Annotated in this window: 21 protein-coding genes; 10 read left to right on the top strand and 11 right to left on the bottom strand. The window is 59.2% G+C overall.

The features are described from left to right. The first annotated feature begins 113 nt into the window (after nt 1-113). Entirely contained in the window at nt 114-1,058 is a 945-nt protein-coding gene (locus tag BUC08_RS22680) for a DUF1403 family protein (RefSeq protein WP_037930940.1), read from the top strand. Further along, on the top strand, nt 1,055-1,669 hold the full coding sequence (gene scpB / locus BUC08_RS22685) for an SMC-Scp complex subunit ScpB (RefSeq protein WP_037930937.1): 615 nt from the start codon (nt 1,055-1,057) through the stop codon (nt 1,667-1,669). Before BUC08_RS22680 ends, scpB begins: the two co-directional genes overlap by 4 nt. On the opposite strand, the gene BUC08_RS22690 is transcribed toward scpB, so the two are convergent. The 3 genes from BUC08_RS22690 to BUC08_RS22700 all read right to left on the bottom strand — a co-directional run bounded on the left by BUC08_RS22690 (nt 1,666) and on the right by BUC08_RS22700 (nt 7,425). Next, nucleotides 1,666-4,965, bottom strand: coding sequence for a DEAD/DEAH box helicase (locus BUC08_RS22690; RefSeq protein WP_037930934.1), 3,300 nt, complete (start codon nt 4,963-4,965; stop codon nt 1,666-1,668). The two genes, scpB and BUC08_RS22690, sit on opposite strands and share 4 nt — an antisense overlap. Further along, nucleotides 4,958-5,611, bottom strand: coding sequence for a hypothetical protein (locus BUC08_RS22695; RefSeq protein WP_224769587.1), 654 nt, complete (start codon nt 5,609-5,611; stop codon nt 4,958-4,960). Before BUC08_RS22695 ends, BUC08_RS22690 begins: the two co-directional genes overlap by 8 nt. A 293-nt stretch (nt 5,612-5,904) precedes the next feature. After that, the gene (locus tag BUC08_RS22700; protein ID WP_009827239.1) at nt 5,905-7,425 is read right to left on the bottom strand and encodes a Fic family protein; all 1,521 of its coding nucleotides are present in this window, start codon (nt 7,423-7,425) and stop codon (nt 5,905-5,907) included. Between the two features lie 957 nt (nt 7,426-8,382). Between BUC08_RS22700 and BUC08_RS22710 the strand changes: the two genes are divergently transcribed. From BUC08_RS22710 to BUC08_RS22725, 5 genes are all read left to right on the top strand, one after another. After that, entirely contained in the window at nt 8,383-8,721 is a 339-nt protein-coding gene (locus tag BUC08_RS22710; protein ID WP_008335621.1) for a DUF736 domain-containing protein, read from the top strand. Nucleotides 8,722-9,354: 633 nt separating this feature from the next. Continuing rightward, nucleotides 9,355-9,531, top strand: coding sequence for a hypothetical protein (locus tag BUC08_RS24875; RefSeq protein ID WP_169741859.1), 177 nt, complete (start codon nt 9,355-9,357; stop codon nt 9,529-9,531). A gap of 412 nt (nt 9,532-9,943) precedes the next feature. Next, nucleotides 9,944-10,564, top strand: a complete 621-nt coding sequence (locus tag BUC08_RS22715; RefSeq protein ID WP_037931928.1) for a helix-turn-helix domain-containing protein — start codon at nt 9,944-9,946, stop codon at nt 10,562-10,564. Then, a complete protein-coding gene (locus tag BUC08_RS22720; protein WP_037931930.1) occupies nt 10,557-12,485 on the top strand; it encodes a relaxase/mobilization nuclease domain-containing protein in 1,929 nt (642 codons plus the stop codon). The genes BUC08_RS22715 and BUC08_RS22720 overlap by 8 nt, the downstream gene beginning before the upstream one ends. A gap of 14 nt (nt 12,486-12,499) precedes the next feature. Next, nucleotides 12,500-14,413, top strand: a complete 1,914-nt coding sequence (locus BUC08_RS22725) for a type IV secretory system conjugative DNA transfer family protein (RefSeq protein WP_037931943.1) — start codon at nt 12,500-12,502, stop codon at nt 14,411-14,413. Between the two features lie 18 nt (nt 14,414-14,431). Here the strand turns inward: BUC08_RS22725 and BUC08_RS22730 are convergent, their stop codons facing one another. The 4 genes from BUC08_RS22730 to BUC08_RS22745 are packed head-to-tail and all read right to left on the bottom strand — an operon-like array spanning nt 14,432 to nt 18,077. After that, nucleotides 14,432-15,853, bottom strand: a complete 1,422-nt coding sequence (locus BUC08_RS22730) for a phospholipase effector Tle1 domain-containing protein (RefSeq protein WP_037931933.1) — start codon at nt 15,851-15,853, stop codon at nt 14,432-14,434. A gap of 3 nt (nt 15,854-15,856) precedes the next feature. Continuing rightward, nucleotides 15,857-16,456: an SLATT domain-containing protein gene (locus BUC08_RS22735; protein WP_027246206.1), complete on the bottom strand. Its 600-nt coding sequence runs from the start codon at nt 16,454-16,456 to the stop codon at nt 15,857-15,859. Then, the gene (locus BUC08_RS22740) at nt 16,446-17,774 is read right to left on the bottom strand and encodes an SMODS domain-containing nucleotidyltransferase (protein ID WP_027246205.1); all 1,329 of its coding nucleotides are present in this window, start codon (nt 17,772-17,774) and stop codon (nt 16,446-16,448) included. Before BUC08_RS22740 ends, BUC08_RS22735 begins: the two co-directional genes overlap by 11 nt. A 60-nt stretch (nt 17,775-17,834) precedes the next feature. Further along, entirely contained in the window at nt 17,835-18,077 is a 243-nt protein-coding gene (locus tag BUC08_RS22745; RefSeq protein WP_027246204.1) for a hypothetical protein, read from the bottom strand. A gap of 445 nt (nt 18,078-18,522) precedes the next feature. Here BUC08_RS22745 and BUC08_RS22755 point away from each other — a divergent pair, with 445 nt between their 5' ends. The 3 genes from BUC08_RS22755 to BUC08_RS22765 are packed head-to-tail and all read left to right on the top strand — an operon-like array spanning nt 18,523 to nt 20,844. Then, nucleotides 18,523-18,903, top strand: coding sequence for a helix-turn-helix domain-containing protein (locus tag BUC08_RS22755; RefSeq protein ID WP_200796230.1), 381 nt, complete (start codon nt 18,523-18,525; stop codon nt 18,901-18,903). Next, nucleotides 18,900-19,421, top strand: coding sequence for an ImmA/IrrE family metallo-endopeptidase (locus BUC08_RS22760; protein ID WP_027246202.1), 522 nt, complete (start codon nt 18,900-18,902; stop codon nt 19,419-19,421). Before BUC08_RS22755 ends, BUC08_RS22760 begins: the two co-directional genes overlap by 4 nt. Nucleotides 19,422-19,434: 13 nt before the next feature. Further along, the gene (locus BUC08_RS22765; protein ID WP_027246201.1) at nt 19,435-20,844 is read left to right on the top strand and encodes an exonuclease domain-containing protein; all 1,410 of its coding nucleotides are present in this window, start codon (nt 19,435-19,437) and stop codon (nt 20,842-20,844) included. A 77-nt stretch (nt 20,845-20,921) separates the two neighbouring features. Here BUC08_RS22765 and BUC08_RS22770 read toward each other — a convergent pair whose 3' ends face one another. From BUC08_RS22770 to BUC08_RS24470, 4 genes are all read right to left on the bottom strand, one after another. Next, nucleotides 20,922-21,902: an ATPase, T2SS/T4P/T4SS family gene (locus tag BUC08_RS22770; protein ID WP_037931938.1), complete on the bottom strand. Its 981-nt coding sequence runs from the start codon at nt 21,900-21,902 to the stop codon at nt 20,922-20,924. Beyond that, complete coding sequence (locus BUC08_RS22775) at nt 21,902-23,326, bottom strand: TraB/TrbI/VirB10 family type IV secretion system protein (protein WP_037931940.1); 1,425 nt, start codon at nt 23,324-23,326, stop codon at nt 21,902-21,904. Before BUC08_RS22775 ends, BUC08_RS22770 begins: the two co-directional genes overlap by 1 nt. 2 nt (nt 23,327-23,328) lie before the next feature. Continuing rightward, a complete protein-coding gene (locus BUC08_RS22780; RefSeq protein ID WP_040181297.1) occupies nt 23,329-24,051 on the bottom strand; it encodes a TrbG/VirB9 family P-type conjugative transfer protein in 723 nt (240 codons plus the stop codon). Nucleotides 24,052-24,056: 5 nt separating this feature from the next. After that, nucleotides 24,057-24,159, bottom strand: a 103-nt coding sequence (locus BUC08_RS24470; protein WP_268794422.1) for a VirB8/TrbF family protein, incomplete at its 5' end; no start/stop codon positions are given.

The raw sequence follows: 24,159 nt of genomic DNA on the forward strand, positions 1-24,159 counted from the left end.
ATCTTTTTATGTCCGATAATGCAAACTTATTGGACATATAACGGTTCAGCAAAGAGGGGCGGTTTCTACACTATATGGTAGCCAAAAGCGCCGCCGCAAGATAGTGTTGTGGCATGACATATGCCCGCTCAACCTTCGACAGCGACCCTGATAGCTTACCCCGGATGCCGTCCTGGGTCACCTCCGGTCCTGTCGAAACCCTTGAAACTGTGGCCTTTCGGTCGGGAGCCGCGCTGACGGTGCTCGATCAGCTGGTTTCCGATCCGCGGTATGGCGTGCCGGTGAAGCTGCTCGCCAATCGACTGGCGCTGAGAGCCGCAACCGCCACCTCGAAACTGGAAGGTCGCCTGGCGCGGGAGGCCGATATCCGCGACGCCTACCATCTGACGCCACCCGGCGAGGCGCGGGGGCCCGACGGCGATCTTCTGGTGTTCTGGCGCGAGAGTTCGCGGGCGCGCCCGGGTGAGATCGCTGACTTGGTTGGAGCGGAGTATGCGGGCGAGGTGGGTGTCTGGCTTGACGTGGGATTGGAACGCGCACGGACCCATGGTCCGTTGTCGGGTTGCGTCGCAGCCCTGGGCGCCGTGCTCGAGGCCGACGACCGGGCAGAGCGCACCGCCTGCCTGTTCTCGGACGTCGTCCTTGCGCGGGCGCTGAACTGGAAGCAGGTGCTGCCTGTGACTGCGCAGCGTTTGACAAAGGCCGTTCTGCGCGACCTGACTGCAGAAGGGCAGGGGGCCGATCTGGCGGTCGAGGTGCGGGTCCTCGAGGCTATCGAAGAGTCGATCCGGGTGGCGCGGGATCTGGCCCGACGCGCCGAGACCCTTCGCGCCGTTGCGCCGAAGCTACGGGCCAAAGGATCGGACGCGGCGGTCGCGCTGTTCCTGACCGAGGATGCCGTGGCGCCTGCGTCGATGCTGTCTCCTTGCATTCGCGGCACCTCGATCCCCATGACTGACCGCGCCGCGCGGCGGTTTTGCGACCGGCTGGTCGAGCTCGGAGTTGCACGGGAACTGACTGGACGACCGACCTTCCGGCTCTACGGGATCGCATCATGACGACCACGACCAGGAAACGGAAACCGGCGAAGGAGGGCGGCGCTGTCTTTGACCGGGAGCTCGACGACCTCCCGCAGGAGCTCCGCTGGCGCGAATGGATGGGTCGGGTCGAGGCGGTGCTCTTCGCCAGTGCGTCGCCGGTCGGCCGCGACGAGCTGGCCCGCGTGGTAGGGCAGGGAGCCTCGGTCGAGATGGTGATCGACGACATCCAGGCCGAGCTGACCGGTCGTCCCTACGAACTCGCGCAGGTGGCCGGCGGTTGGATGTTCCGAACGAGGACGCAGTTCGCGGACGCGATCAAGGCTGCTGCCGATCTGGGCGAGCAGTCGCTTGCCTTCACCGAGATGGAGATGGGTTTACTTTGCGCCATCGCCTATCATCAGCCGATCGACCGGGCGGGCCTGGCCGACATCTTCGGCAAGGAGGTCAGCCGCGACCTGTTGGCCCGGCTGCGCTACAAGGACCTGATCGCCAGCGGACCGCGCTCGCCGCGGCCGGGCGCGCCGCATACCTTCGTAACCACGGAGACCTTCCTGGTGACCTTCGATCTGCAGAGCCTGCGGGATCTGCCGGAGCTGGAAGTTGTCGAGCCGTCCAATCTTGCTGGTTAGATGAGGTCGTCCAGATCTCGATTATTTAGTTCGCTTTCAGAAGCGGACTCCACGCGTGCTTCCAATGCCTCTTGAGATTCACCGACCGCAGCCGGTTTGAGATAGGGTACGATATCTGCGAATTGTCGATGGACTTCACGCCGCGACCATTTGGCTGACCACATAAGTGATCCAAACGAGGCCATCTCAGCATTTGAAAATCCCCGCCTCACGCAACGATTGGCGAACGCCATCGCTGTACACGGTTCCGTCTTTTCCTCGGAATGCACGTTGACATGACCCTGAAGGATTTGAAGCGGCGCCCCCATGAGATGGGCGAGATCAGGAACAAGCCTAATCACGAATTTTCGGGCACTGGTAGAACGTTTTTTGTCGCGTGTTTTGTCTGAAAGCCGCTTCTGAATTTGCATGAGAGGTGCGCCGTTCATCCAGTCCTGCAAGGCTGCGCGAAGCTTCGGAAGAGAAAAGGATGCACGGGAACGATCATCTTTGAGCTTCTTGATTTCCGTTCCGAAGAGATACTCTAGGGTTTCCAACTTAACCAAGCGAACGAGGTATTGCGGTTTAACCATCAGCCACTCAAAGACCCAATCGCACAGGCTGTCGACTGTTTCGAAGTTTCGAAAACCGTGCATGTCGAGCGCCTTTGACATGTCGTCCAGGATATCCTCCGGCAACCCCAACATGGATGCAGTGTTGCGCAAAGACAGCTGCTCGACGGGCAAGTCTCCGTCATCACTCTTCAGCAGTGAAAGGGCTGCGGAGGTTCTGCTCTCAACCCAGTCTTCATCCGCATCTTGACGTTTACGATAAGCCGCGAAGCTCCTAGCGAGGCCAAGTCGTATGTCCACTTTTCCATCGTCGCCTTGATCAGTTTCAGCCAAGCGCGCGACGACGTAGCGCTCCAGGTCACCGATGTCTGTTGCGCTGTCGTGGATGCGGTCCATCAGGGCCGTGAATGGATCGTCCAATACCAAACACTGATCGGTTTGCCCAAATATGTCTCGCAGCCTACTCCATCTTGAACCGATCCTGTTCTCTGCATCGTCCAGGCCAACGACCTGGCCTGGAATGACTAGAACGATACCGGTTGCGCTTTCACCGGCCCGCCCGGCACGGCCGGCTGCGTTCAGCAGGTCCTCTGGATTCAAAAGGTCCTTCCGACCGGAAGATGCGTCGAACTGGCTGTCCTCCGCAATGATGACCAGGTCCGCAGGCAAGTTCATACCCTGGCCGAGCGTCGGGGTTGCTGCGAGCACCGCCAACGTACCCTGGCGCTTGTACAGTGCCTCCACCAATTGGCGCTCCTCAGGAAGCAATTGTCCATGGTGGGTCGCAGCCTGGGATGCCAATTTTCCATCCACTAGAGTCAAGTACAGCTGATCAGCACCACCCATTTCATCGACGGAAATCTCATACAGACGCTGCTCAGTTTCAGTCAGTTCGACACTACACTCATCAAGTGCTGCCCCAGCCTTTTCTGATATAGAAAAGGCATTCGGTATGGATTGAGAAAAGACGAGAGTTCGTAGCCCTGCTCCAGCGGCTGCAGCAGCGACTGAAGATGCAACGACACCGGAGTTGGGCGTCACTTTCCAGAACTTGTTTGTCGAAAGCTGAAGTGTTTCGTTCAAGAGTGGTACAAGAGCATAGTCGCGGCGAACCTGTGACGCCCATGTCTGCTTCACGCTGAAGAACGCGTTTGGTTTTGCCGTCAGCTTGCGCTTTACCGCAGCAGGAACCCCCGCAGTGGAGCTTTTTGCGCGAGCATTCCGCAAGAGTTTTCGCAGGTCAGCAAGTCTCTTTTCATCGTAAACGACGCATCCCCTTAGTTGCCGGGTTGGTTTCCATGCATTGTCGAGAGCAAGAGAGTTTCTACCTGTCAGCTCCGCCAGCCAACCGCTCAGTTCATATGTGTTCTTCATCATAGCCGACATCAGGACGATATCGGCGTCCGGTACAACGCGGGTAAACCCCAAGATGCATAGCATCGCGTCGATTGCTCTCCGGTCTCCGTCAGTGCTCGGATGCATCAGATGACATTCATCGAAGATCAAAAGACCGACGTCATCAAACCGCTCTGGTTCCATATGACTGGTAAGGAGACAGGCTTCTGGAGTCATCACCATGACGTCCGGCAACTCGTCGCTATCCCCAGAAAACCCGAATTCGTCCATACGTTCACCGCGAACGGTTGCCCGCGGAAATGCACCGCGCAGGTCCCGTGCTGTCTGATCAACGAGAGCGTGCGTAGGAGCTAGGAATACCGCCTTGCGCCCGGATAACAAAGTTGCATGAATTTTGAGTTGTGCGGTCGTCGACTTCCCGGCTCCAGTGGGGAACCCTATCGCAGCAGATGTGCCAATCTTGAGGTACCCTTGGGCGACGGCGTCCTTGTGATTACGCCACAGATACGGGCGCGTCTCGGCAACCGTTTTCATGGCCTCGGTCCAACGATCCTCAGGTACGCCATCCGGAGGCGGTAGGTTAACGACGGCGCTTTCCATCAGGGCGGAGCCTGCAGCGATCAAGAGACTGGCCAAATGGAACGGTCCGGGAAAGACAGCGATTGCACCTTCGGGGAATGTATCCTCCAGATCTGATGCGCCGGCGGCGAGCGACTTTACTTCAGAGAAGACTGCAATTGGATCGACCATCCCCCTCACTCGACGCCCTTGCAGCACGAAGGCCAAGGCTCGCACACCTCGCAAGAGTCGATAGTAGAGCGCTGCATTGGCTCGCTCGCCACCGGTACCCGAGACGAGTCGGTCTTGGGGCGGTCGCTTTCGATTCCGAATACGACCAACTTGTCCTTTTGCGAGCATGATCAAGTGAAGAATCAGTTCCGACTGCAGCCAATCGCCGCTCGGGATGCGGATAGAGTCTGCCACCTCAGCAGCATCAGCCGATGCCCCGGCTACCAAGAACAGGAGCATTGCCGAAACATCCGGACTGATCGCATTCGGCGATACAAATGAAACTGGCTGGTCCGAGTCCCGTAGAGCGATCGCTTGATGAACCAACTGATAAGCCGTTGCGGCAACAAAGCCTGCCGCTGCCCGGTTTTCTCTATCGGGATTAATGGCTACCAATGCTTCATTGGTCTGCGCCAACCGGCGTGCAAATCGAATTGTGTCCTCGAGAAGCTCTTCCCCATTTTCACTCTCGCGAAGCAGTACCCTTGCCGATACGATCTCGGCGAAAGCACGTGCAAGTCGGTCAGGCAAACCTTCGCGGTCCAGGTCGGGCAAGTCTGGGGTGGACCTGATGAGTTCGGACGTTGCGGGATCATACATTGGCTGCCGCCTCGGCACTGTCGATCTTGACGAGCGCTTTCTCCGCTACACAATCTATCCAGTCGCGAACGTCTTCCAAAACTAAGGTTTCGGCGCGCCGGCGTGCTACGTCACCCAGTACAGACTTCTCATACCCTTCGAACAAGCCCTTGCGTCCCTTTGCCGATGCATATTTGCCACCAACGGTCACCGCCACGCGGTATGCCCGTTTTTCATTCCATAGAATATCGGCAACAGTCCCGTCGGGGTCTGGGTCTCTGGATACCTCAAGTAGCGAAGTTACCGACGCAATGAGTTCGTTGTCTCGTCCGCCTGTTTCAAACTGCTCAAACTCCGGCCAGACCTTTGATTTAACTTGGTTCCGAGGGTTCTTGGTCGCCTTCTCTTCGCAGATGACAACATGGGCAATGCCGTCGCTGTCGAACTCAATAATGAGGCCATCCAACCCTTTGTCCGCTTTAATCATCTGTGGAGCCCGTATGAGAGCCTCATCGTCGAAACGGTGAGCGGCGATCCACGCAATGACCTGAAAAACCCAACCATCCCGATGGTAGGTCTTGTCGCCAGTGCCGACGGTCAAAAGCTTTCGCGCACCTTCGAAACCGCCTTTGGGATAGCGCGCGGGCAAATCGCCTGTGGCGCGCAATATGCGCTCCACTGTTCGCGACTGACCTATTGCGACGCGGGCCAGGAGCTCAGCAAGCTGGTCCTCGTCCTCAATCGTCCAAGTGGAGCCCGACCAACAATCTTTCTGCCGTATTGGGGTTAGGGTTACTGGCATGAGCTAGACGCGCAACTCAGCGATGTCGATCAGGCTTGGCGTCTTAACGGTAGCTGCAGAATGAGTGTTTCTCATCGTCGGACTCGCTCAAATGTAGAACTTGAATGGCTGGCGTTCGGCGTCATTGGCGCTTCCCATGACCAGAACATATTTATTTGTCATTGCGCTGCCCTTGTCTCGGCCAGAAAAGCTGCAAACGGTCGAATATCTTCCCTCACGCTCGCTGTCTCTAAAGCGGCCATGTAAGCCGCGCGCTGTTCGAGCTTGATGACTGTCCATGGTTGCCCGGCAGCGGCCATCATGACGTTCATCAGAAAGCGCGCTATTCGACCGTTCCCGTCCAGGAACGGATGGATAAATACGAAGATGAAATGTCCAAGGACGATCCGAACAGTCGGGTCATCTTCCGCCTTGAGTAGGTCGAAGAAGACCGGCATGCAGTCTCGAACTGCCTCAGGACTCATTGGGACATGCTGGGATTGCCGAATGTACACAGGGGACGATCGGTAGCCTGCAAGTTGAGAGGCCTTCAGGATGCCCGCTGTGACAGACGGTGCGAATAGGTTGCGATACCAATCACTCAGATCGCGCTCAACAACCTCACCCGCGTCAGCACCTTCCAGAACTGCCCGAATGCTTTCCTTCACTCTCTGAAATGCTTCCCAATATCCACGCGCTGCAAGGGCGTCTTTCAGCGCTCGGTCTTGCTCATCTGTTTCTGGGTTCCAGGTCCCCGAACGCACTTTGTCAATCAGTTCCGGCGAGACACGATAGCCCTCAATGGAGAGCGAATGATACGCATCCGTGACATAGATTTCGTCGATCTGCTTGAGATAGGCGTCGATGTCATTGGTGATGGGTTGGGCCTTTGGAAAGAGATCAATAACATCGTCGCGCATGCTCTCCCACTTCAAGCGGATGCGATGCACGTGGGGCGAGGTGATCCGCCCGGCGTTTGGCACAAGAATCGACTGCTCAAAGGGGTTGATCTCGCGAACGTCATGCGAAGCGGCTTTCATCGCCGCAAGGATTTCGTCTGCGACCTTTTCGGACCCGATGCTTCTAAAAGCACCAGCAAGCCTGCCGGCCGCTCGCGTGTGCCCCCCGTCCAACAGCTTGCCAAGCAGCCGTGAGGCATCCGGCATCATAGCAAGCACAGTGCGCGCTTCTGTCGGATGGTTTTGGAAGAAGACCTCGGGAACGAGGATTAGGGCATCCTCGACGGAGAATAGGCGTAAATTGTCGACGATTTCGAGCGCCTCATCTGACGCGATCGTTGCGCGCGTCTCAAAAAGCGACGTGTTGTGGGGCAGATCGGTCTTAGAGTTTCCGCCCTTGACCGCTCTTACCAATAGCTGAGCAGGAACTGTCGTGTTTCCAGCATGTATGATGAGGGACTGTTCAGGAGACAGAGACCAGTCAGTGCCAAACCGATCTGACAGGTATTGTGCGCAGAATCCCCAAAACGATGTGTACCATGCTGTGCTCTCACCGGCGTTTTCATCGGGGCGTGATGGGATGTACCAGCCCTTCATGACTTCCTTCAGGAAGCCTGCCTTCAGCAGCCGTTCGCGGTGAGTGCGTGACATGTCTTTGGAGCGAATGGCAATCGAACCACCAGACTGTAGTGTCTCGAGCTCTTCCAAGGAGCTTGCAAGCTTCTCTGCGGCACTCGGCATAATTATTCGGCTCCGTTCGAGATTTAGGTTTTAGCGTCGTACATGATTTAGGTGTATGTGTCGAACGATCTTTAGGGTTTTGTGATGCGCAAATCTTAGGTTTTAGTGTTATTGGCCCCTCCTGCCCTTTGGTCAGGACCGCGCCCTACTCGGTCGGCTGCGCGCAGCCGCCCTCCCCGAGCTGAAACGCCGCCTCTCCCTGCGACGTGCCGCTGGCCGCGCCGTCTCCTCCGGAGCCAGCCCGACCAGCCGTCGCACGGTCGTGGTAACGCTTCATCTCGGCCATTCGGTAACGGTCGCTGGGGCGGGCGTGTGACATCAGTGATCACGTACCTCGCGTCTCGGCCGCTGTTGGTCCTCGCTTTGCCGGACACGCAGCTCCGCGCCGCGATCATGGGTCGCAAACGATGTCCGACGACCGCCGGATTGCATTGACCGAAGCTGGCAGAAGGCCGGTGATGGTCGTGCTGTGCAAACCCAAGCTATCGGGTTGCCGTAGAGGGTCAGTTCGAAATCCCGGTGATCCGAACAGGTTGTCGAAGCTTCGACGTTCTCCATGCTGCGCTTCAAGACAACACACATCGGGTTGCCACGGAAACCAGCCGTCGTGGCACGTGAGGCAGGGACAGCAAAGCTCTGACTGGTCGGGATTCGGATCGGGGCAAGAGGACAGAGAAGACATCGCCCGCCCTGCAGCGCCTCCCTCGGCCGTTCCCCTACCTTCCTTCGCCGCCACCGCTCTTCTCCTTTTGTCTGAGTTGCATGACATGCTGGTCGCAGCTGTCGCCCCGTCCACAAAGGTTGTCGCCGATCTTTTTCCCTTGCCCCTGCGGGCCATTCCTCGCGGAGCAAAAAGACCGGCGCCTGCCCCTCTCCGCTGCGCTCCGCCTGCGGTGTGGCCGGGCCTTGGCCAGCTGCAAGGTGACCATCATTGCAACGCAAACAAGGAGAAGAGCAATGACCACGAACTGCATCAAATTCACCAGCGCCGACATCGAAACCGCCAAGGGGGTCGGCTCCATCTCGACCCTGACCTTCGACCTCGACATCACGGTCGAACCCGTCGCAAGCGCGAACCCGATGGCCCCCACGCACCGCGTCCTCGGCCGCTCCCCGCGCGGCAAGCTGGTCGAGTGCGGCGGCATCTGGAAGAAACAGAACAAGGAGACCGGCGCCGACTACTACACGCTGACCATTCGCGACCACGGCTTCAACGCCAACCTCGGCAAGGCCGCGAACCAGGACGATCTGTCCCTGCAGGCCGTCATCCCCTGGGGGCCAAAGGACGCCGCCTAAGCCAACAGCCAGACCGCTCCGGCGGTCTGGCTTTTTCTCGTTTCAAGAAACGACAATGGTTCGGGTCCGAAACCCGTGTCTGAAGGTTGCGGCATATTCCGGACGACGTCGCCGTGGCGGGTAGGAAGCTGGATAGGTCGCAGATGCGGCTTTGATCTTTCTGTTCAGTGACAACGTGCATCGCGCGAACCCGAGTCGGAACCGAATGTCCGCAGGAAGAACTGGCGGCCCGCTGGGCGAGACAAGCGCTCCCCTTCCGCCGGTCGAGCAATCCGCGCCTGGGTCGTCTTGGCGAAGCTGCCAGGGGCGGCGAACTCACCCTGTGCCGCGTGGGTGTAGCCGCAGATCAACGTCATGTGTCCGGGGGACGAAGTATCACGTCAGGGCCACCGCCGCGCGCCTTTCCGTCGACCTGTTGGCCTTTCAGATCGCTAGCCCGGGGTCGAGCGGTCGGCAACGCCGGGGGCAGGTTTCTGGGCGGCTGACGCCTTGAGCGCTGCGGGGCATCGCTCACAACAAACCTGCCCCCGTCGTGCTCCATTTCATTCCGCCCCGTGCCGGGTGCAGCCCGCTCTCATGCCCCCGGTCTTTTCCACGATCCGTCCAACGACGATCAACGGAAAGGATCATATCATGACACTCGAACAATCCATCGACCTCGCCGAAATGCAAGCCGACATGGCCTTCGAGGCCTACCTCGCCGCCTTTGATGAAGACGCCCATCCAGAGACCCTCGACAGCCTCGAGACCGAGGCTCTGATCGCGCGCAGCCGCTACGACGACCTGTGCTCTCAGGGACTGGGTCACTGACCCAGACACCCCTGCGGGTCTTCGGATCCGCAGGGGTCTGACGTCGTCTCTCAGAAGCTCCGTGACGCCCTCAGGGGGTGTGACCCGCGCGATCCAGCGCGGGCCATTTTCGTGTGCCTGGTGCCCGATCCGTGACTGGCTCGCGCGCTCGGATTGCCTGACATCGCGTGCCGCCCGGGCGCAAGTTTCGGAAGCTTTCTCGACCTGGATGTCCTGCATCGATGAGGGTGGGACCCGTTCCATGTCGCGCCGCGGCGAGGGGTCTTGATGGCGTCCAATGCCTGCAAAAAGACACAACATGCAAAACGTAATATTGCGCAATGTGATGTATTGAATTATAAGCGAAGGAGAGAAGGAAGACGTTGGCAGGATATGGCCAATGTTTGCACATTTTGTCCGAGGGGTCTGACCTGTGCCGAGGCCAGCGAAAAACCTGAAGCTTGAAGAGCGCATCGAAGTCGCGCGGCGCTTCGCGGCGGGCGAGACCGCGAAGGACCTGGCGGCGGCGTTCGGCATCTCTCCGCGTCATGTGAACCGGCTCGCGAACGAGGAGGCGGGCGAGGGCATCGCGGTGCGCGATCCGAGCGAGACAGTGGCCTTTCGGGCGAGCCAGTCCGAGCTTGCAGCGTTTGATGCGGAGTGGCGCGCGCGGGGCTTTGCCAATCGTTCGCAGGCGCTCAATGCGGTGCTGCGCGGACGCTGCGGTTTCCTCGATGTCCCGCGTGATCTGGTGGCGGAATTCTGCGCCGCATGGCGTCAGGCGAAAGACGTGAGTGACGCCGGATTGGTGCTCGCCAAGGCGGTGCATCGCGGTCGGCTGGAGGTCTCGGAGGCGGATCGTGCGGTGCTGATCGAACTCGTTGATCTGGCGCAGTCCATGAGCCGCGACATGGGTCGGATGAAGGATGCGGCGCAGGCGCTGCGTCATCGAGAGTGGCCAGAAAAGGAAGAAGGGCAGGGGGCGGATGGCACGGTTCTGGAGGATGACCCGCCCGCGACCGGCGGCCGTCTGAGGCTGGTCAGGAATGCCTGATCCGCTCGCCCTCTACGCCTCGGTCATGGGCCGGCTCTGGGAGGATGAGCGCATCCGGGGCCAGGCCGCGGCGCGGATCGACGCGCGGCTGGCGGGTCGTCGGCAGGGGCGGAGTTTCGCGCGCGTCGGATCCTTGTCGGCGCGCAACGCGCTGAAGGCGGCGTCGGGTCAGAGCCGGGCGGCGGTGTTCAAACGGATCCGGGCGGGGGGCTGCAAGACGCGCGCCTCGCTCGGGGCGCAGATATCCTACATCAACGACAAGGCGGTCTATACCTACTCGACGATGACTAATGCGCTGACCGATGCGACGGTTCTTTCTGAGGAGCAGAAGGAAGACATCATCGAGGATTGGGCCGGGACCTGGCGCGGCTCGACCAAGCTCGGCTTCACCTCGCACATGCTGCTGTCCTTCCCGACCGACGTGACGGTCGATCAGGTGCGCGACATCGCGATGGACTGGACGGAGCATTTCTTCGAGAGCGGCGAATACGGCGACCAATGGGACTACGTCCTCGCGGTCCATGACGACCGGGCGCACAAGCACGCGCACATCATCCTGAACAATCGCGGCGTCGAAAACGGCACCTGGTTCTCTTGCTGGGCCGAAGGCGTGATGTCGCCGCAGCTGATGCGGGAGAAGCAGGCCGAGATCGCGGAACGCTACGGCGTGATGCTTGACGCCACCACCCGGCTCGAGCGCGGCATCTTCGAGAAACCCGCCGGTATCGAGGAGATCTACCGCGCCAAGGAAGAGGCGAGGCTGCCGCGCGAGATCATCATGACTGCCCAGGAATCCGCCATCGCGCAGGCTCAGGTGGTGGGCTTCGCCAAGGACTACAAGAACCTCGCCGACCTGCTGGACCGGATGGACCAGCGTCACATGGCGCGCGCCGTGCGCGGGATGGCGGACGGGCTTGGCTCGGGCACGCCGTGGAACTTCACCGAAGGAGAGATAGACATGAAGGACATCAAGACCGTCGGTGACGCGATCGACTATTCCGAGCGCACGATCGAGGCGCTGCGGCTCAAAGCCGAGGAACTGGACCCGACCGAGCGCGCCGCCTTCGAGGCCAAGGCCGCGCCGATCATCGCGGACCTCTCGCAGATGGTGCCTGACCCGGAGCTGCGCGCGCGCTTCGGCAAGCAACTCGAAGAACCCTATCCGCCGGGGGCGGGAAGCGAAGTGCTGATCGCCGCGCTGAAGTCCGGCAACGACGACGGGTTGCGCGACATGCTCGAGCGCGCCGAGGAGGTCGGAATGGACGGCGAGGAACTGGTAGCCCGGATCACTGCCGGCGGCACGCGGAACTACGGCATGGCACAGGACTGGGTCGAGCGGGACATGAACGCGGTACTGGCGAAGGACGGTCTCAGCGTGGAGACCGCGAGTGACGACCAACTCGATCGTGCGCTCGAAAAAGTCGATGGCGTGATGGACGCGCTGATGGAGCGCGCGAAAGAACTGGGCGTCGAGATTGGCCGGACCCTTGCCGATGAGGAAGAGGCGACACTGCCGCTCATCGACGACGATGACCGGACGCCCAATCCCTACCTTCAGGACCTCGCCGACATGTTGCGGGACGGCAAGCTCACCGAGGAGCAGGAAGAGACGGTCGAGCGGACCCTGCAATCCGAGCTCTTTAAGGAGTTGGGTGAGGAAGGTTTGGCCGAGCTACGCCGCGGCAACTACGAGGTGCTGGACGCGGCCCTGCCGAGCAAGCTCGACCAGATCACCGTCACGCAGGAGTTCCTTGAGATGACCTTCGATGAGACCGGCGACCAGGTCTTCACCGACCGTGCCGCCGAATTGCAGCAGGACAAGGCGACCGAGGTTGCACGACTGCGCGGGCAGCAGGAGGCCCAGGAGCTGGGACGTGATCTCGGTCGGGACCGCGGTCTCGATGACGAGATGGAATTCTGAGGGGGATGACCACCATGACCAAGACACTTCCTCTCTGGGCCGCGCTCCTCTTCGGTGTGATCTGCGGCGCCGTCATCGGCACCATCGTCGCCGCCTTCTACCTGACCCTGGCCCTGAAAACCGGGTTTCAGAGCTTCGACATGTTGGCGCTCTGGAAGGCTAGCGCCGGCACCCGCGCGGCGCACCCCGAGGCCTTCAAGGTGGGCTTCGGTGCCGTCGGTTTTGGAGCCATCGGCCTCGGCGCGCTGGCGCTCGCCTGGACCTGGAAGAAGGAGCGCGACGATTACGGCTCGGCCCACTGGCAGACCAAGGCGGAGCTGAAAAAGAACGACATGCTGCAGGCGCCGGGCAAGGGCTTTATCTGTGGCAAGCTCGGCGCCCCGACCTCGAAGGCCGAATTCATCTCCTCGACCACGATCCCGCATGTGATGATGGTGGCCCCGACCCGAGCGGGTAAAGGGGTGGGTTTCGTGATCCCGAATCTTCTGAGCTTTGCGGGTTCGGTCGTGGTGCTCGACGTGAAGGGCGAGAACTTCGAGAAGACTGCGCGGCTTCGGGCACTGAACGGCGACGAGGTCTATCGCTTCAGCCCGTTTGATTGGGCCAATGCCACGCATCGCTACAACCCGCTCGCGCGGATCGCGAAGGCCCCGAGCTTCGCGCAGCGTTTCACCGAGGTCTCGATCCTGGCCGATCTCTTCCTCGACAAGGACAACAAGACCCTCGACACCTTCTCGGAGGCTGGCAAGTCGATCTTTGTCGCGGCTTGCCTGCTGGCGATCCAGCGCGGCACGCCGAACCTTGGCGAGGTGAACAAGATCGTCGCGGGTGGTGAATACAAGAACGCCCAATACAAGACCTATGCGGACGAGGCCGAGGAGGACATCCTGCGCGAGCTCTGGACCAACGCGGCCTCAGCCTCATCGCGCCTGCTGACCTCGAACATTCAAGCCTTGATGACAGCCGGTCTCAAGCAATGGGACAACCCGGCGGTGCGCTCGGCGACCGAGGCGAGTGACTTCGATTTCTCGACGTTCAGGAAGACCCCGCAGTCGCTCTACATCGCGGTCTCCGAGGATCACATCGCCACCCTCGCCCCGCTCCTGCGCCTGATGTTCGCCGACCTCATCGCCTCGATCCGCTTGAACGAGCCGGGCCCGGATGAGCCTTGGCCGGTCATGATGATGATCGACGAATTTCAGCAGATGGGGGCCATGCCCTATCTCGAACGCGCGATCCATTCGCTGGCGAGCTATGGTGGCCGCGTCGCGATGATTGCGCAGTCGCTCGCCTCGCTCGACCGGATCTACGGACCCGAGGGCCGTGAGAGCCTCGAGAACGGGGCAGGGCTCAAGCTCTACATCACGCCTCGCGACCAGCGCACCGTGAAGGAGGTCTCCGCCGCCGTCGGCAGCACGACCCGCGAGGCGGTCACCAGGATGTATGGGCGTAACAAAGGTTTCCTCGGCGCGACCTCGACCTCGGCACGGCTGGAAGAACGGCCTCTGCTTTCCGAGACGGAAGCGCGCCTCATGGATCCCGACGAGGTGATCATCCTCGCCTCGCCCCAGCATCCGATCAAGGCGAGCCGGATCAAGTATTACGACGATCCCTTCTTCAAGGAGATGCAGGCCCGCCAGGAGGGCAAGCCGTTCCCCTATCCGCCGAGTGTGCAGGGCGTGGGGCCCTGGGGCGGTGACGGTGGTGACGAAGCCGGCGCGGATGAGCCGTTGAAGCCAGTCGAACGCGCGCCTGTCCGGGATCGCTCGCAGCGTCGCGAAGCGCGCGCTATGAGCGTGAGGACAATGGAGGCCGGGCGCGGGCAGCCTGAGCCCGAGACGCTCGAGCGGGAAGCGGCCGTGCCGAAGGAATGGGAGGCGGCGCTCGACCGGCAGGAGAGCTTTATCGAGGAGTTGTTGGGCGGGTGAGCGTGGTCGATTGGTCCCCTATTCGTCGTAGTAGCATTTCAAGTCGCGTCGTTCTTTCAACTGGGCAGGTCGGTAGGGCTTGACCTCGCCACACTGGGCGACGGCCTTGGCACGCATGCGCTCTTCGACTGAAGGATGGAGCGGGAAGTCGTCGCCAACTGCGCGAATTCCCTTCTTCCAGCGGATGCGGAGGGGGCCAAATGCTACCATCGCGTCTTCGCGGTGCTGCAAACCCAGAGGGTCAGGGGAGCGGTTCAAGACGTTCTCGTTGATCTGGATCGACGGCACGCAGTCTTTCAATTCGTCGACCATCCAATCGAGGGCGATATCGCTCAGGCGGGACTCTGCCTCGGGATAGCTTCCACCGATGTCGCTATGGCAGCCGGGGAACCAGACCTGCTTCAACCACTTCGGCTCTCGATCTTTGGTCTCAATCGCGGCCGCCTTGGATGCCCATCCGACCCTTGGAAAGTCAGCACGGTCTTCGTCGATCGCCATGGCGTGACGGGCGTGTTGGACATCGGGATCAAGCCACTTGTCGTAGTTGCGCTTGTTCCAAGCCGCGAAATGACCCGTCTTGAGAATCTGCGGCCAATCGGTTGGGCGCCATAGCTTCAGTTTGTGCTCGGGGTCGTCCGAGAAATATTTGAAGTTGTCGAGCAACAGGGAACCAAGCTGCAAAAGAAGCGCTACTAGTAGGACGCCGAGTGGAACAACCAAAAGCCAAGACCACCCGAATGCAACGCCGGTGGCAAAAGCCGACCCGACCCCGAACGTGACGCCCCAGACCAAGGTGCGGACAACTGCCGTTCGCAGTGATGCCACCGTATCGAAGACCCCGATGAAGGTAGGCTGAACGTTGCCTTGGTTGTCTTCACCTTCAATGGGAAAGCTCGAATACTTCTTGCGGAATCGTTTGCCGAGCTCTTCACGGTTCTTGAAATAAGGATCTTGTCCGCGCGGTTTTCCAGCACCGTGATTATACACGAATTTTACAGCGTCCTTGGCGATCTTGCGCAATCCGAGACCGTGACGCGGGACCGGCGAACCATCCGGCATCTGCGTCGGAACACCGCAGAGGTTCATAACGTTTGCCAGTGCTCTGACCGTATAGGCTCCGCGAGAGAACCCAAACAGCAGCACGCGATCACCGGGCTCGTAATGGGCAATGATCTGCTCGTAGCAATCGATGATGTTGTGGTCGATGCCAGTTCCGACGGCGCTTTCAAGAATCGGCTTGATCCGGCCGAAAAATCCGCCCCGCTCTCCCGTTCCCAGGCCGGGGTCGTAAAAGGCCACTTGGTCCTTCGGGCCAATTGGTGAATCTGGGCCGGGACGCATGGCTCGATACATTTTGTAGACATTCGATAGCCGTTGGTCCGGCCTGGCGCCACCCATCTGGCCGGTTCCGTCCGAGAATATGCATATGTTCTTCGCCATGATTTAGCTTTTGCCTTCGCTCGGACGAATTTCGATTGGCTTGGGACGTCCGCCTGACCGTTTTAGGGAGAAAGGAAGAAAGCAGTCGATTTCATCGTCGGAAAAGGTCATATCTTCTAGCTTTTTCAGTCGATGTTGCGCTTCCCGGTATGCCTTACCGTCAGTCTGTGGTGCGCTTGCATAAAGGGCTGCGAGAGCCGCCTGCAGTTCGTCACGACGCTCGATTGCTGCTTCGTGCTCAAGCCTTACGAGGTCCGTCAGAAGCGAAAGATAACACTCACGGACATTCCAGAGCTTTGCAGCTGCGTCGCGGTGCTTTTGGGCGATGGCGCCTGGGTCGAAGTTTTTTAGGTAAGCGGCTACGAACAGCGTCAGGAAAGAGACCACGACGGTCGCGATCTCTACCCATTTCTGGTCACTTGCTATGACCCCGACTGCGCCGGCACTGGTAAGTGCTGAGAGCGCGATCTGGGCCATCTTGTATCTGCGCAAAGTAGCCGCGCAATGATCGGCCATACGTTCATGGGTCTTGTGGGTATAGACCACACGTCCGAAGCATTCCCTGACTTGGTCTTCAAATGCGACATCGTAGTCAGGCTGCATAGTCTTCGTCCTCGGCGTCTCGCACACGGATCGGTACACGGATCATGTCCCTTGCTATGACAACGCCACGGCTGACGGCGTAGCACTCGACGAGGTGATCGCCGCGGAAATTTGTCGTTTCTCGACGCTCGCCGCGTCCGTCGTCGCGCACGATCTGACCCCGGATCATATCGCGGCGCTCGGCTTCGTCACCTCGGTTCAGGACTTTCCAGTACAGCTCAATATCATCTGGCAGGTCCGATGTGTCGGAAAGAAAAAACCGAAGTTCTTTCTGCGGTCGGAGGATACCGTACCCTTCTAGTAGCTCACGGAGCATCGTAGGGCGGAACCCATTCTGAGTAACCTCGCAGTTGATTCGAAGATGATGGCGAATATCGACACGGAACCTGTCTTCAACAAACTGTTCAGTGTCTCTAAAGACATGGGAATACGCTGCGGACTCTCCCGCTGCGCTCTTCGTCACAGGTGCCGGATAGGCATTGCCGAATACGTCACGCCACTTTTGGCGCTCATTCTTTTGACCGCTGGCCTCGATTGCCTTAACGCACAAGTCATAGGCCTTCTTGGCCTTCGTCTCGAAGCGCTTCTTGACCCGCACTCGTTGCCGACTACCCAATGCGGCGTATTCGGATTGCTTCGGTTGATCGGCCAGAAACTTGAAAAAATCCCGGCACATCCAGTCATAATAGTAATAGCTTCGATCGTCGTATTCGTCTGTCGATTCTAGGAAATTGTACGCCAAGGTATCGATCAATAGTCCGCCCATGGCGACACCGTGTTTGTTTTTCCACGCCCTCGCCATTTTACAAAGTCGACGAAGGTTGCGGTTCTTGCGCTTGTTGGCCTCGCGCATTTCATCAATTTCTGCCTGCGGCTTAGTGATCTTCCACGATCCGCCATTCGCGGTATCTGGGTATTTGTAACTACCATCATCCTGCTTGAACGCTGGCATCACTTCTATGTGGAAGTCCTTGTAAAGGACGCGAACAACCAAACGGTCCACACGTACCGTTGTAGACGGATAGCGACGCTTGATAGCTTCTTTGGTGTCTTGGAGCAGCTTGGTCTGACCACTGTTCTTATAGTCGTCCCATTTTCCGGCGGGCATGATGTAAATCATGTCCAAGTCAGACACACCCTTGATGGCGGTCCACCGTCCGTAGGATCCAACTTGGAGGCTGTTTGCTGTCTTGGATTCGGTATCTCGGAACTGCTTGTTAAGGGCAGCTGTAACCTCGCCGTACCGTAGCGAAATAGTTTCGGCGTTATCGACCTGGATGTTTTCCAAAAACGCTTTGAAATCGTCGGAAATGCTCATTTGACCTCAACTTCTCTTCTGGAAACACACACCAAGACCGCCCGATCGCAGGGCTTGGCCTCAGCTTGCGCCCATGATTTTCTTTGCTTCTGCGATGGCTTTTGGCGAACCTTCGACATTCCAAGTCGCCTTGCCATTTCGAACCTGCTTGGTGACCTTAACTGGTTGACCTGTTTCGGGATCACAAAGGGTTCGCAGGCGTCGCTCCACCTCGCCTTCGGCCTTGGCAAGCATATCCTTCTTGATGCCGTCAAAGAACTGTTGGCTCGACATTTTGCGCCCGTTGCGTCTGAATTCTAGCATCTGCTCAACTCCCTAGTTCCCATGTCTTCTCCTGTATGTGCTTCTGCCCATCTACTCCGCGAGGAGGTTTCCAAGGCGAGATTGCTATCTTTCGCGCACAGTAGTTTTCGGGTTGGCCTTCCCGTACTTCGCCGTCACAAAACGACCACTTACAGCGCTTCGGTAGCTCCCGCCCGTGGACCCACTCTTTCCGGGCGCCTCTAGGATAGTCGTCCGTGGATGCGATTTCCCGTATGTCTTCGTGACGTAGCGACCCGACTTCGCGCTGCGGTATCCGCCGCCACCTTTTCCCTGGTTTGCCATGATCTGCCCCTTTCGTTTCCAGTGCCCGATTCTTGTTGGTCATACTTAGGATGGATGGTTAACCGCGTGTTGTCAATACAAGCACAACGACAGAATGAAATGTTGAAAATACAAACATGATGTTTGAGATATTGACACGGCAATGACAAAAATGGTAACGGAGCGCATGTCAAGGGAACTGATACACAGGGCGTTCGGTCGTGCAGTGGCGACCAGAAGGAAGCAGCAAGGCAACATGACCCAATTGGAGCTCGCTCAGAAAACGGGGCTCTCGCGTGCGTCGATTGCGAACATAGAGCGCGGTCAGCAGAATGTTGGCCTCCATCACCTTTATTCGATAGCCAACGCACTCGAAGTGTCTTCGTTATCTGACCTGCTACCTCCTCTGAGTATTGGTCAGAATAGGGAGGAAGAACCGCAAATGCGTACTAGCGAGAAACTGTCTGAGGCCAGCAAGGCAGGTGTAGAGCAACTCATCCGCAACGCTTTGAAACAGGGCGCGAAGCAGAGTACCGGACGATGAGTGCGGACAAAGAACGAGCAATCACGGCGGCGCGCAGAATACTTGAAGAGCACAATATTCAACGAGCGCCAGTTCCCGTAGAGCGCATTATCAAGAGCCGGAACATAGTGCTTGATTACGCGCCTCTGGATGAGGACTTATCGGGTATGGCCTATAGCCAAGACGGCGTTTCGATGATCGGGGTAAACGCTTTGCACCATCCCAATCGACAAAGGTTTTCGGCGGCGCATGAGCTGGCTCATCACGTATTGCATGAGGAAAGACTGCATGGCGAAGTTCACCTTTCCAAGGGGTTGCGGGCATTGAGGCGCGATCAAGTATCTTCGCAAGGCACAGACCCGTTGGAGGTCGAAGCGAATACATTCGCGTCGGAACTTCTAATGCCTCACCAACTACTGCTGGATGCTTGTGGCAAAGAGGGCTTGGATTTGGATGATGAGGCCAAGGTCGAGAAGCTCGCCAAGAAATTTCGGGTCAGCGTGTCTGCAATGAAATACCGGCTGGCCAACCTCATGTGATTTTGGTGGCCACATGTCGTTCATATTTTTTGACACTGAAACTACTGGTTTGCACGCTGGTTTCGATCAGATCGTTCAATTTGCAGCCGTCAGAACAGACAATGACCTCAACGAAACCGATCGGTTCGAATTGAGATCAAGAATCGATCCGAATGTTGTTCCGGACGTTCAGGCGATGCTTGCCAACGGTTTGTCAATTGAAGCACTGACAGACCAGCATCTTTCCACCCATTATCAAATGATGCGGGATTTGAATGAGCGGCTGCTGTCTTGGTCTCCAGCCATTTTTTTAGGATACAATTCCATAAGATTTGACGAAGAGTTTCTTCGCCATGCGTTGTATCGAACATTGCACCCTCCCTACCTTACGAGCCTTCATGGGAACGCTCGGAATGACGTTATGTCACTCGCTTTGTCCTGCTCGGCGTCTGGTGACAACGCCCTACGCGTGCCGCTCAAGGACTCAGGTGATCCAAGCTTCCGCTTGCATGATATTGCAGCGGCCAACGGAATTGCAGTGCTCAAGGCACACGATGCAATGTTCGACACACAAACAACGCTTGAGCTCTGCCGTCTTGTGAAGAAGCTGAGCCCGGATCTTTGGCGAAGGTTTGTGCGTTTCTCCAACAAAGCTTCGGTTGCCGATTTTGTTACGTCGGACGAACCCTTCGTACTTACGGAGTTTTATGGAAACAGAGCATATCACACTCCTGTAGTTTTCGTTGCAAATGAACCCGACCAACCAAATGGCATGCTTTGCTTGAGCTTGGTCGAGCCAATCGAAGAGCTCGCATCAATGTCAGATGAGCAGTTGGCAAGCTGGTTATTGAGCCCACCACGCCCAATCCGGAGAGTTCGATCAAACGCAGGTCCGACAATGATGCCACTTTGGGAAGCATCCGAGGAATTTTTCGTGGGCACCTCATGCGAAGAATTAGAGGATCGGGCCGCGCGAATTGTGGAAGACGAGGGGCTCAAAACTCGAATCGAGCGAGTCTTCTCAGAAAACCGTGCGCAGTATCCTGAGCCAGGTCATGTTGAAGAGATGTTGTACACCAAGTTTTCAAGTCGGAACGACGCTACGCTGTGTGATCGGTTCCACAGCGCTCCTTGGAGCGAACGGCACGCAATCGCACAGTCCTTCGAAGATGACCGACTCAAAGAACTAGCGCTGCGCATTTGCCACTTTGAATGCCGTTCTGCACTCGCACCCGAGTTGGTGCAGGCGATGGATGTCGATCTCGCGCATCGACTTATGTCTACCGACGCTCGGCCTCCGTCGGTTGAGCGGGCCCTAAAGAAAGTCGAAGAGGGGCGCCCGAGTTCCGAGTGTGAAGTGAGCGATATCGGGCTGCTGGAAGGCTATGGGGCCTTTCTTTCTGAGCGTCGGATAAAAATTATGAGGTTTCTTGAGGCGCAATAGGAGGCTGTACCGGTTCGTTGGGAAACCGTTGTATCGTATCATGGAATGGCGACATTCCACTCCATAGGCGCGACGCCTCACCTACTCGGCAAATAAAACTCCGTAATCCCCCGCTTCCCCTCGGCCCGCCCCAGCTGGACGATCACATCGATGGACTTCCGGATGTATTCCCGCACCTCGGCGAATATCAGCGGCGTCCCGGCCTGCAGCACCATGATTGCCAGCCGGTCGATGGCGAGTTCCGCGGTTTCGGCGTGGATCGTCGACACCGACCCGCCATGGCCGGTGTTGATCGCCTCAAGATAGGTCAGGGCTTCGGCACCGCGCAACTCGCCGACGATGATCCGGTCGGGGCGCATGCGGAGGGAGGCTTGGAGAAGGGCGTTGGCGCTGCGTTGCGAACCGGCGCCGCGGTCGGCCAGAAGAGCGACGGTGTTCGGCTGGCCGGGAAAGAGCTCGAAGGCGTCCTCGATGGTGATCAGCCGCTCGTGTTCACTGACATGGGTCAGGAGATGGCGGGCGAAAGTGGTCTTGCCGGTCGAGGTGCCGCCACTGATCAAGACGTTGAGCCGCGCCTTGACCAGGGTCTGAAGTGCTGCCTTAAGGTTTTCTTCGGCGAGTGTGGAGATGTTCTTCATCTTCTCGGCGCGGAGCGCATCGAGCGAGACGGCCTTGCCGAAGAGATAGGCCGGGGCGTAGTCCCGGACGCTGCCTGAGGCGAAGAGGCGGATGGTGATCGAAGCCCCGCGATCGATGGTGGGCGGTACGGCGACCTGGACCCGAAGCGGGCGGCCCGCATATTCCACCTTGCCAGAGACAAGGGGGTTCTTTTCAGAAACGCGGGCCTTGGCATCGCCGACAATGGTCTGGGCCATGTTGAGGGCTGTGGTGCGATCCACGGTCTGGCCTTCGTGGCGCATGGTGGCGTCGCCCGCAACCTCGAGCCAGACCTTGCCGTCCGGATTGATCGCGATCTCGACCACGTCGTCGCGCCGCAAGAGGTCGCGGAACGGGTCAAGATAGCGCTCGAGGTAGGAGGCTGGTGACGCCTGCTCCATCAGTAAATCACCACATCTCTGTCCACGAGCACGGTGACCGAGGCCCCCTGATCGACATAGATCGTGGGCGCAATCGAGACCTGATCGGCGATGACGGACCCGACCGCGTCCTGCAGGTCGCTGCCGACATCGCCCAGGACGATGCTGGTGGTTTCGTTGTTGCTGCTCTTGGCTGCCACTGCAGGCGCCGCCCCGATCACGGAAATCAGCGCCGCCCCCCCGAAGCGCGCGGCGAACTTCGTATCGACAAGACCAGTTAGCCCCGAGCGACCGAGTTGGTCTCCGCCCACGGCGGCGATTTCCATCGAGGTGCCATCCGGGGTCAGGACACGGGTCCAGAGAATGAGGATGCGCTTCTGGTGCATCTCGATCCCGGAGCGGTATTGGCCAAAAAGGCGGGAACCCCGGGGGATCAGGATCTGGTGCCCTGAAAACGCCGGAACCGGCTCAGAGACGACCGCGACGACAGACCCGGGCAGATCGCTGTTGATGGCGGTCTGGAGCGCCGCCTGGATGACGGACCCTTGGGTCAGGGTGCGCTCAGGGTAAGCGAGGCGGGTGGCTTCCTGCACCTCGAGCGGGCGGGCGGTCTGCAGGAATTGCTCATTGCCCGAAAGCACGGGTCCCCCGGTGCCTGCGGCCGCCGGATCGGCCACCGCCGCGCCACTTTGGCCGCCACGCGGACCGTCGGCATAGACCACGGCGGGGGATTTGATCTGCGCGGTCAGAAGCTCTTCGGCGATCCGCTCGGCCTCGCGCTGACGCTGTTCCTCTTCTTGCCTGCGGCGTTCCTCGAGCAGGCGCTGGTCAGCAATCAGCCCCTCACGGTCGAGCTCGGCCTCGAGCCCTTCCCGCTGCGCCCGTTCGGCATCTAGCATGGCTTGCAACCCGGCGATACGGGACTCGGTCTGGCGCTGCAGGTTGGCAAGCTCAACTTCTTTTGCGGCAAGCGTTGCTTCGAGTGCTGCCTTCTGCTCGTCGAAGGCTTCGCGCAGGTCCGCGACGGCGGATTGGATTTCCGAGTTGCGGGCGGCCTGGCTGGCGGCGAGAGCTTCGCGGAGTTTGGCGATCTCGGCCAGCACTTCGGCGTTCGGTTCCGGGGCAGGGGCCGCGGGCACGTCGAGTGCTTCCTCGACGGCGATCAGCGCGTCATTGACCCGTTGCTCGGTCTCGTCGGGTGGAAACTCCAGCCGCCCGCCGGTGCCGGGGCGGCGGTCCTGGAAGGTCTCGACATCGGAGGTCTCGAGTGCGCTGTCGCCCTCCTGCAGGCCGGTGGCCAGGAAATACGCGACCCCGGCACCGCCAAGGGCGAGGGCGGCGGCGAAGGCACCGACCCCAAGGCTGTTGCCACGGCGTTTGGATTTACCGCGCTGGCTGAATTGATCGAGACGGTCCTGCAGATCGGGAGGGGTTTGATCGGCCATGGTCAGTTGCTCACGTAGATGGCGCTCTCGTCGCGCATAGCACAGATCGCCTCGTCGCCGATGCGCAGCGTCCAGTAGGTGTTCACCCCGAGCACCCGGACGGTGTTGCCTTGTTGGGTCCAGTTGACGGTGCGCTCACGGCCCTGGTCATCGGCCTTGAAGAGGGCGGGTTGGCGACCGTTCTCCGGGAAGACGAAATACGTATAGCGCCCGTCGTCATAGATATGGCTGGGGCGGAAGTCGCCCTCGCCCGAGACGCGGTAGTTGTAGTTGCGCGGCGCCTCAATGCCCTTGGGCTGGGTAGCCGCCGTCGCGCGGCGTTCCTCGTCGGGGTAACGGAAGCGCACCTCGAAGAACATTCCGGTGCGGTTCGGAATCGAACCCTCGCGCAGATGGAAAGAGTAGGTGCGTCGGTTGGTGATGACCGTCATGTTGGTCGAGGCCTGCGCCACATGTGGTTTGATCGTCAGCACATTGCCAAGTTCGGGGATCGGATCGACCTGGAAGCTCTCGGTGTCGCCGACGATCACCGCCTCGAACCGCTCGCCCGCCCCGAAATGAATCGTCGTCGAATGTCGAAGATCGGTTTCGATCCGGTAGACCTGGTTTTCATTATAAACGGCGGTGCGGATGCGGATGTCGAGCGGACCGCCTTGCGGCGTGGCCTCGGCGAGGGCGGCAACAGGAAGGGCAAGCGCCAGGAGGAGCGCGGGCAGGGATTTCATCTTGGTCAGTTCTCCAGGGTCTCGGCGTCGACGCGGTAGGAGGTCACCACGAAGCCCAAGGGGTTGGCCCAGACGTCCTGAAGGCGCTGGCGGGTTTCGGGTTGGAAG

The organism is Pseudosulfitobacter pseudonitzschiae (assembly GCF_900129395.1).
Classification (GTDB): Bacteria; Pseudomonadota; Alphaproteobacteria; order Rhodobacterales; family Rhodobacteraceae; genus Pseudosulfitobacter; species Pseudosulfitobacter pseudonitzschiae.

Bases quoted from the DNA above. Each gene is read 5' to 3' on its own strand.
- BUC08_RS22680 (WP_037930940.1), top strand. From the start codon at position 114: ATGACATATGCCCGCTCAACCTTCGACAGCGACCCTGATAGCTTACCC.
- scpB (WP_037930937.1), top strand. From the start codon at position 1,055: ATGACGACCACGACCAGGAAACGGAAACCGGCGAAGGAGGGCGGCGCT.
- BUC08_RS22690 (WP_037930934.1), bottom strand. From the start codon at position 4,965: ATGTATGATCCCGCAACGTCCGAACTCATCAGGTCCACCCCAGACTTG.
- BUC08_RS22700 (WP_009827239.1), bottom strand. From the start codon at position 7,425: ATGCCGAGTGCCGCAGAGAAGCTTGCAAGCTCCTTGGAAGAGCTCGAG.
- BUC08_RS22710 (WP_008335621.1), top strand. From the start codon at position 8,383: ATGACCACGAACTGCATCAAATTCACCAGCGCCGACATCGAAACCGCC.
- BUC08_RS24875 (WP_169741859.1), top strand. From the start codon at position 9,355: ATGACACTCGAACAATCCATCGACCTCGCCGAAATGCAAGCCGACATG.
- BUC08_RS22720 (WP_037931930.1), top strand. From the start codon at position 10,557: ATGCCTGATCCGCTCGCCCTCTACGCCTCGGTCATGGGCCGGCTCTGG.
- BUC08_RS22725 (WP_037931943.1), top strand. From the start codon at position 12,500: ATGACCAAGACACTTCCTCTCTGGGCCGCGCTCCTCTTCGGTGTGATC.
- BUC08_RS22730 (WP_037931933.1), bottom strand. From the start codon at position 15,853: ATGGCGAAGAACATATGCATATTCTCGGACGGAACCGGCCAGATGGGT.
- BUC08_RS22735 (WP_027246206.1), bottom strand. From the start codon at position 16,456: ATGCAGCCTGACTACGATGTCGCATTTGAAGACCAAGTCAGGGAATGC.
- BUC08_RS22740 (WP_027246205.1), bottom strand. From the start codon at position 17,774: ATGAGCATTTCCGACGATTTCAAAGCGTTTTTGGAAAACATCCAGGTC.
- BUC08_RS22745 (WP_027246204.1), bottom strand. From the start codon at position 18,077: ATGCTAGAATTCAGACGCAACGGGCGCAAAATGTCGAGCCAACAGTTC.
- BUC08_RS22755 (WP_200796230.1), top strand. From the start codon at position 18,523: ATGACAAAAATGGTAACGGAGCGCATGTCAAGGGAACTGATACACAGG.
- BUC08_RS22760 (WP_027246202.1), top strand. From the start codon at position 18,900: ATGAGTGCGGACAAAGAACGAGCAATCACGGCGGCGCGCAGAATACTT.
- BUC08_RS22765 (WP_027246201.1), top strand. From the start codon at position 19,435: ATGTCGTTCATATTTTTTGACACTGAAACTACTGGTTTGCACGCTGGT.
- BUC08_RS22770 (WP_037931938.1), bottom strand. From the start codon at position 21,902: ATGGAGCAGGCGTCACCAGCCTCCTACCTCGAGCGCTATCTTGACCCG.
- BUC08_RS22775 (WP_037931940.1), bottom strand. From the start codon at position 23,326: ATGGCCGATCAAACCCCTCCCGATCTGCAGGACCGTCTCGATCAATTC.
- BUC08_RS22780 (WP_040181297.1), bottom strand. From the start codon at position 24,051: ATGAAATCCCTGCCCGCGCTCCTCCTGGCGCTTGCCCTTCCTGTTGCC.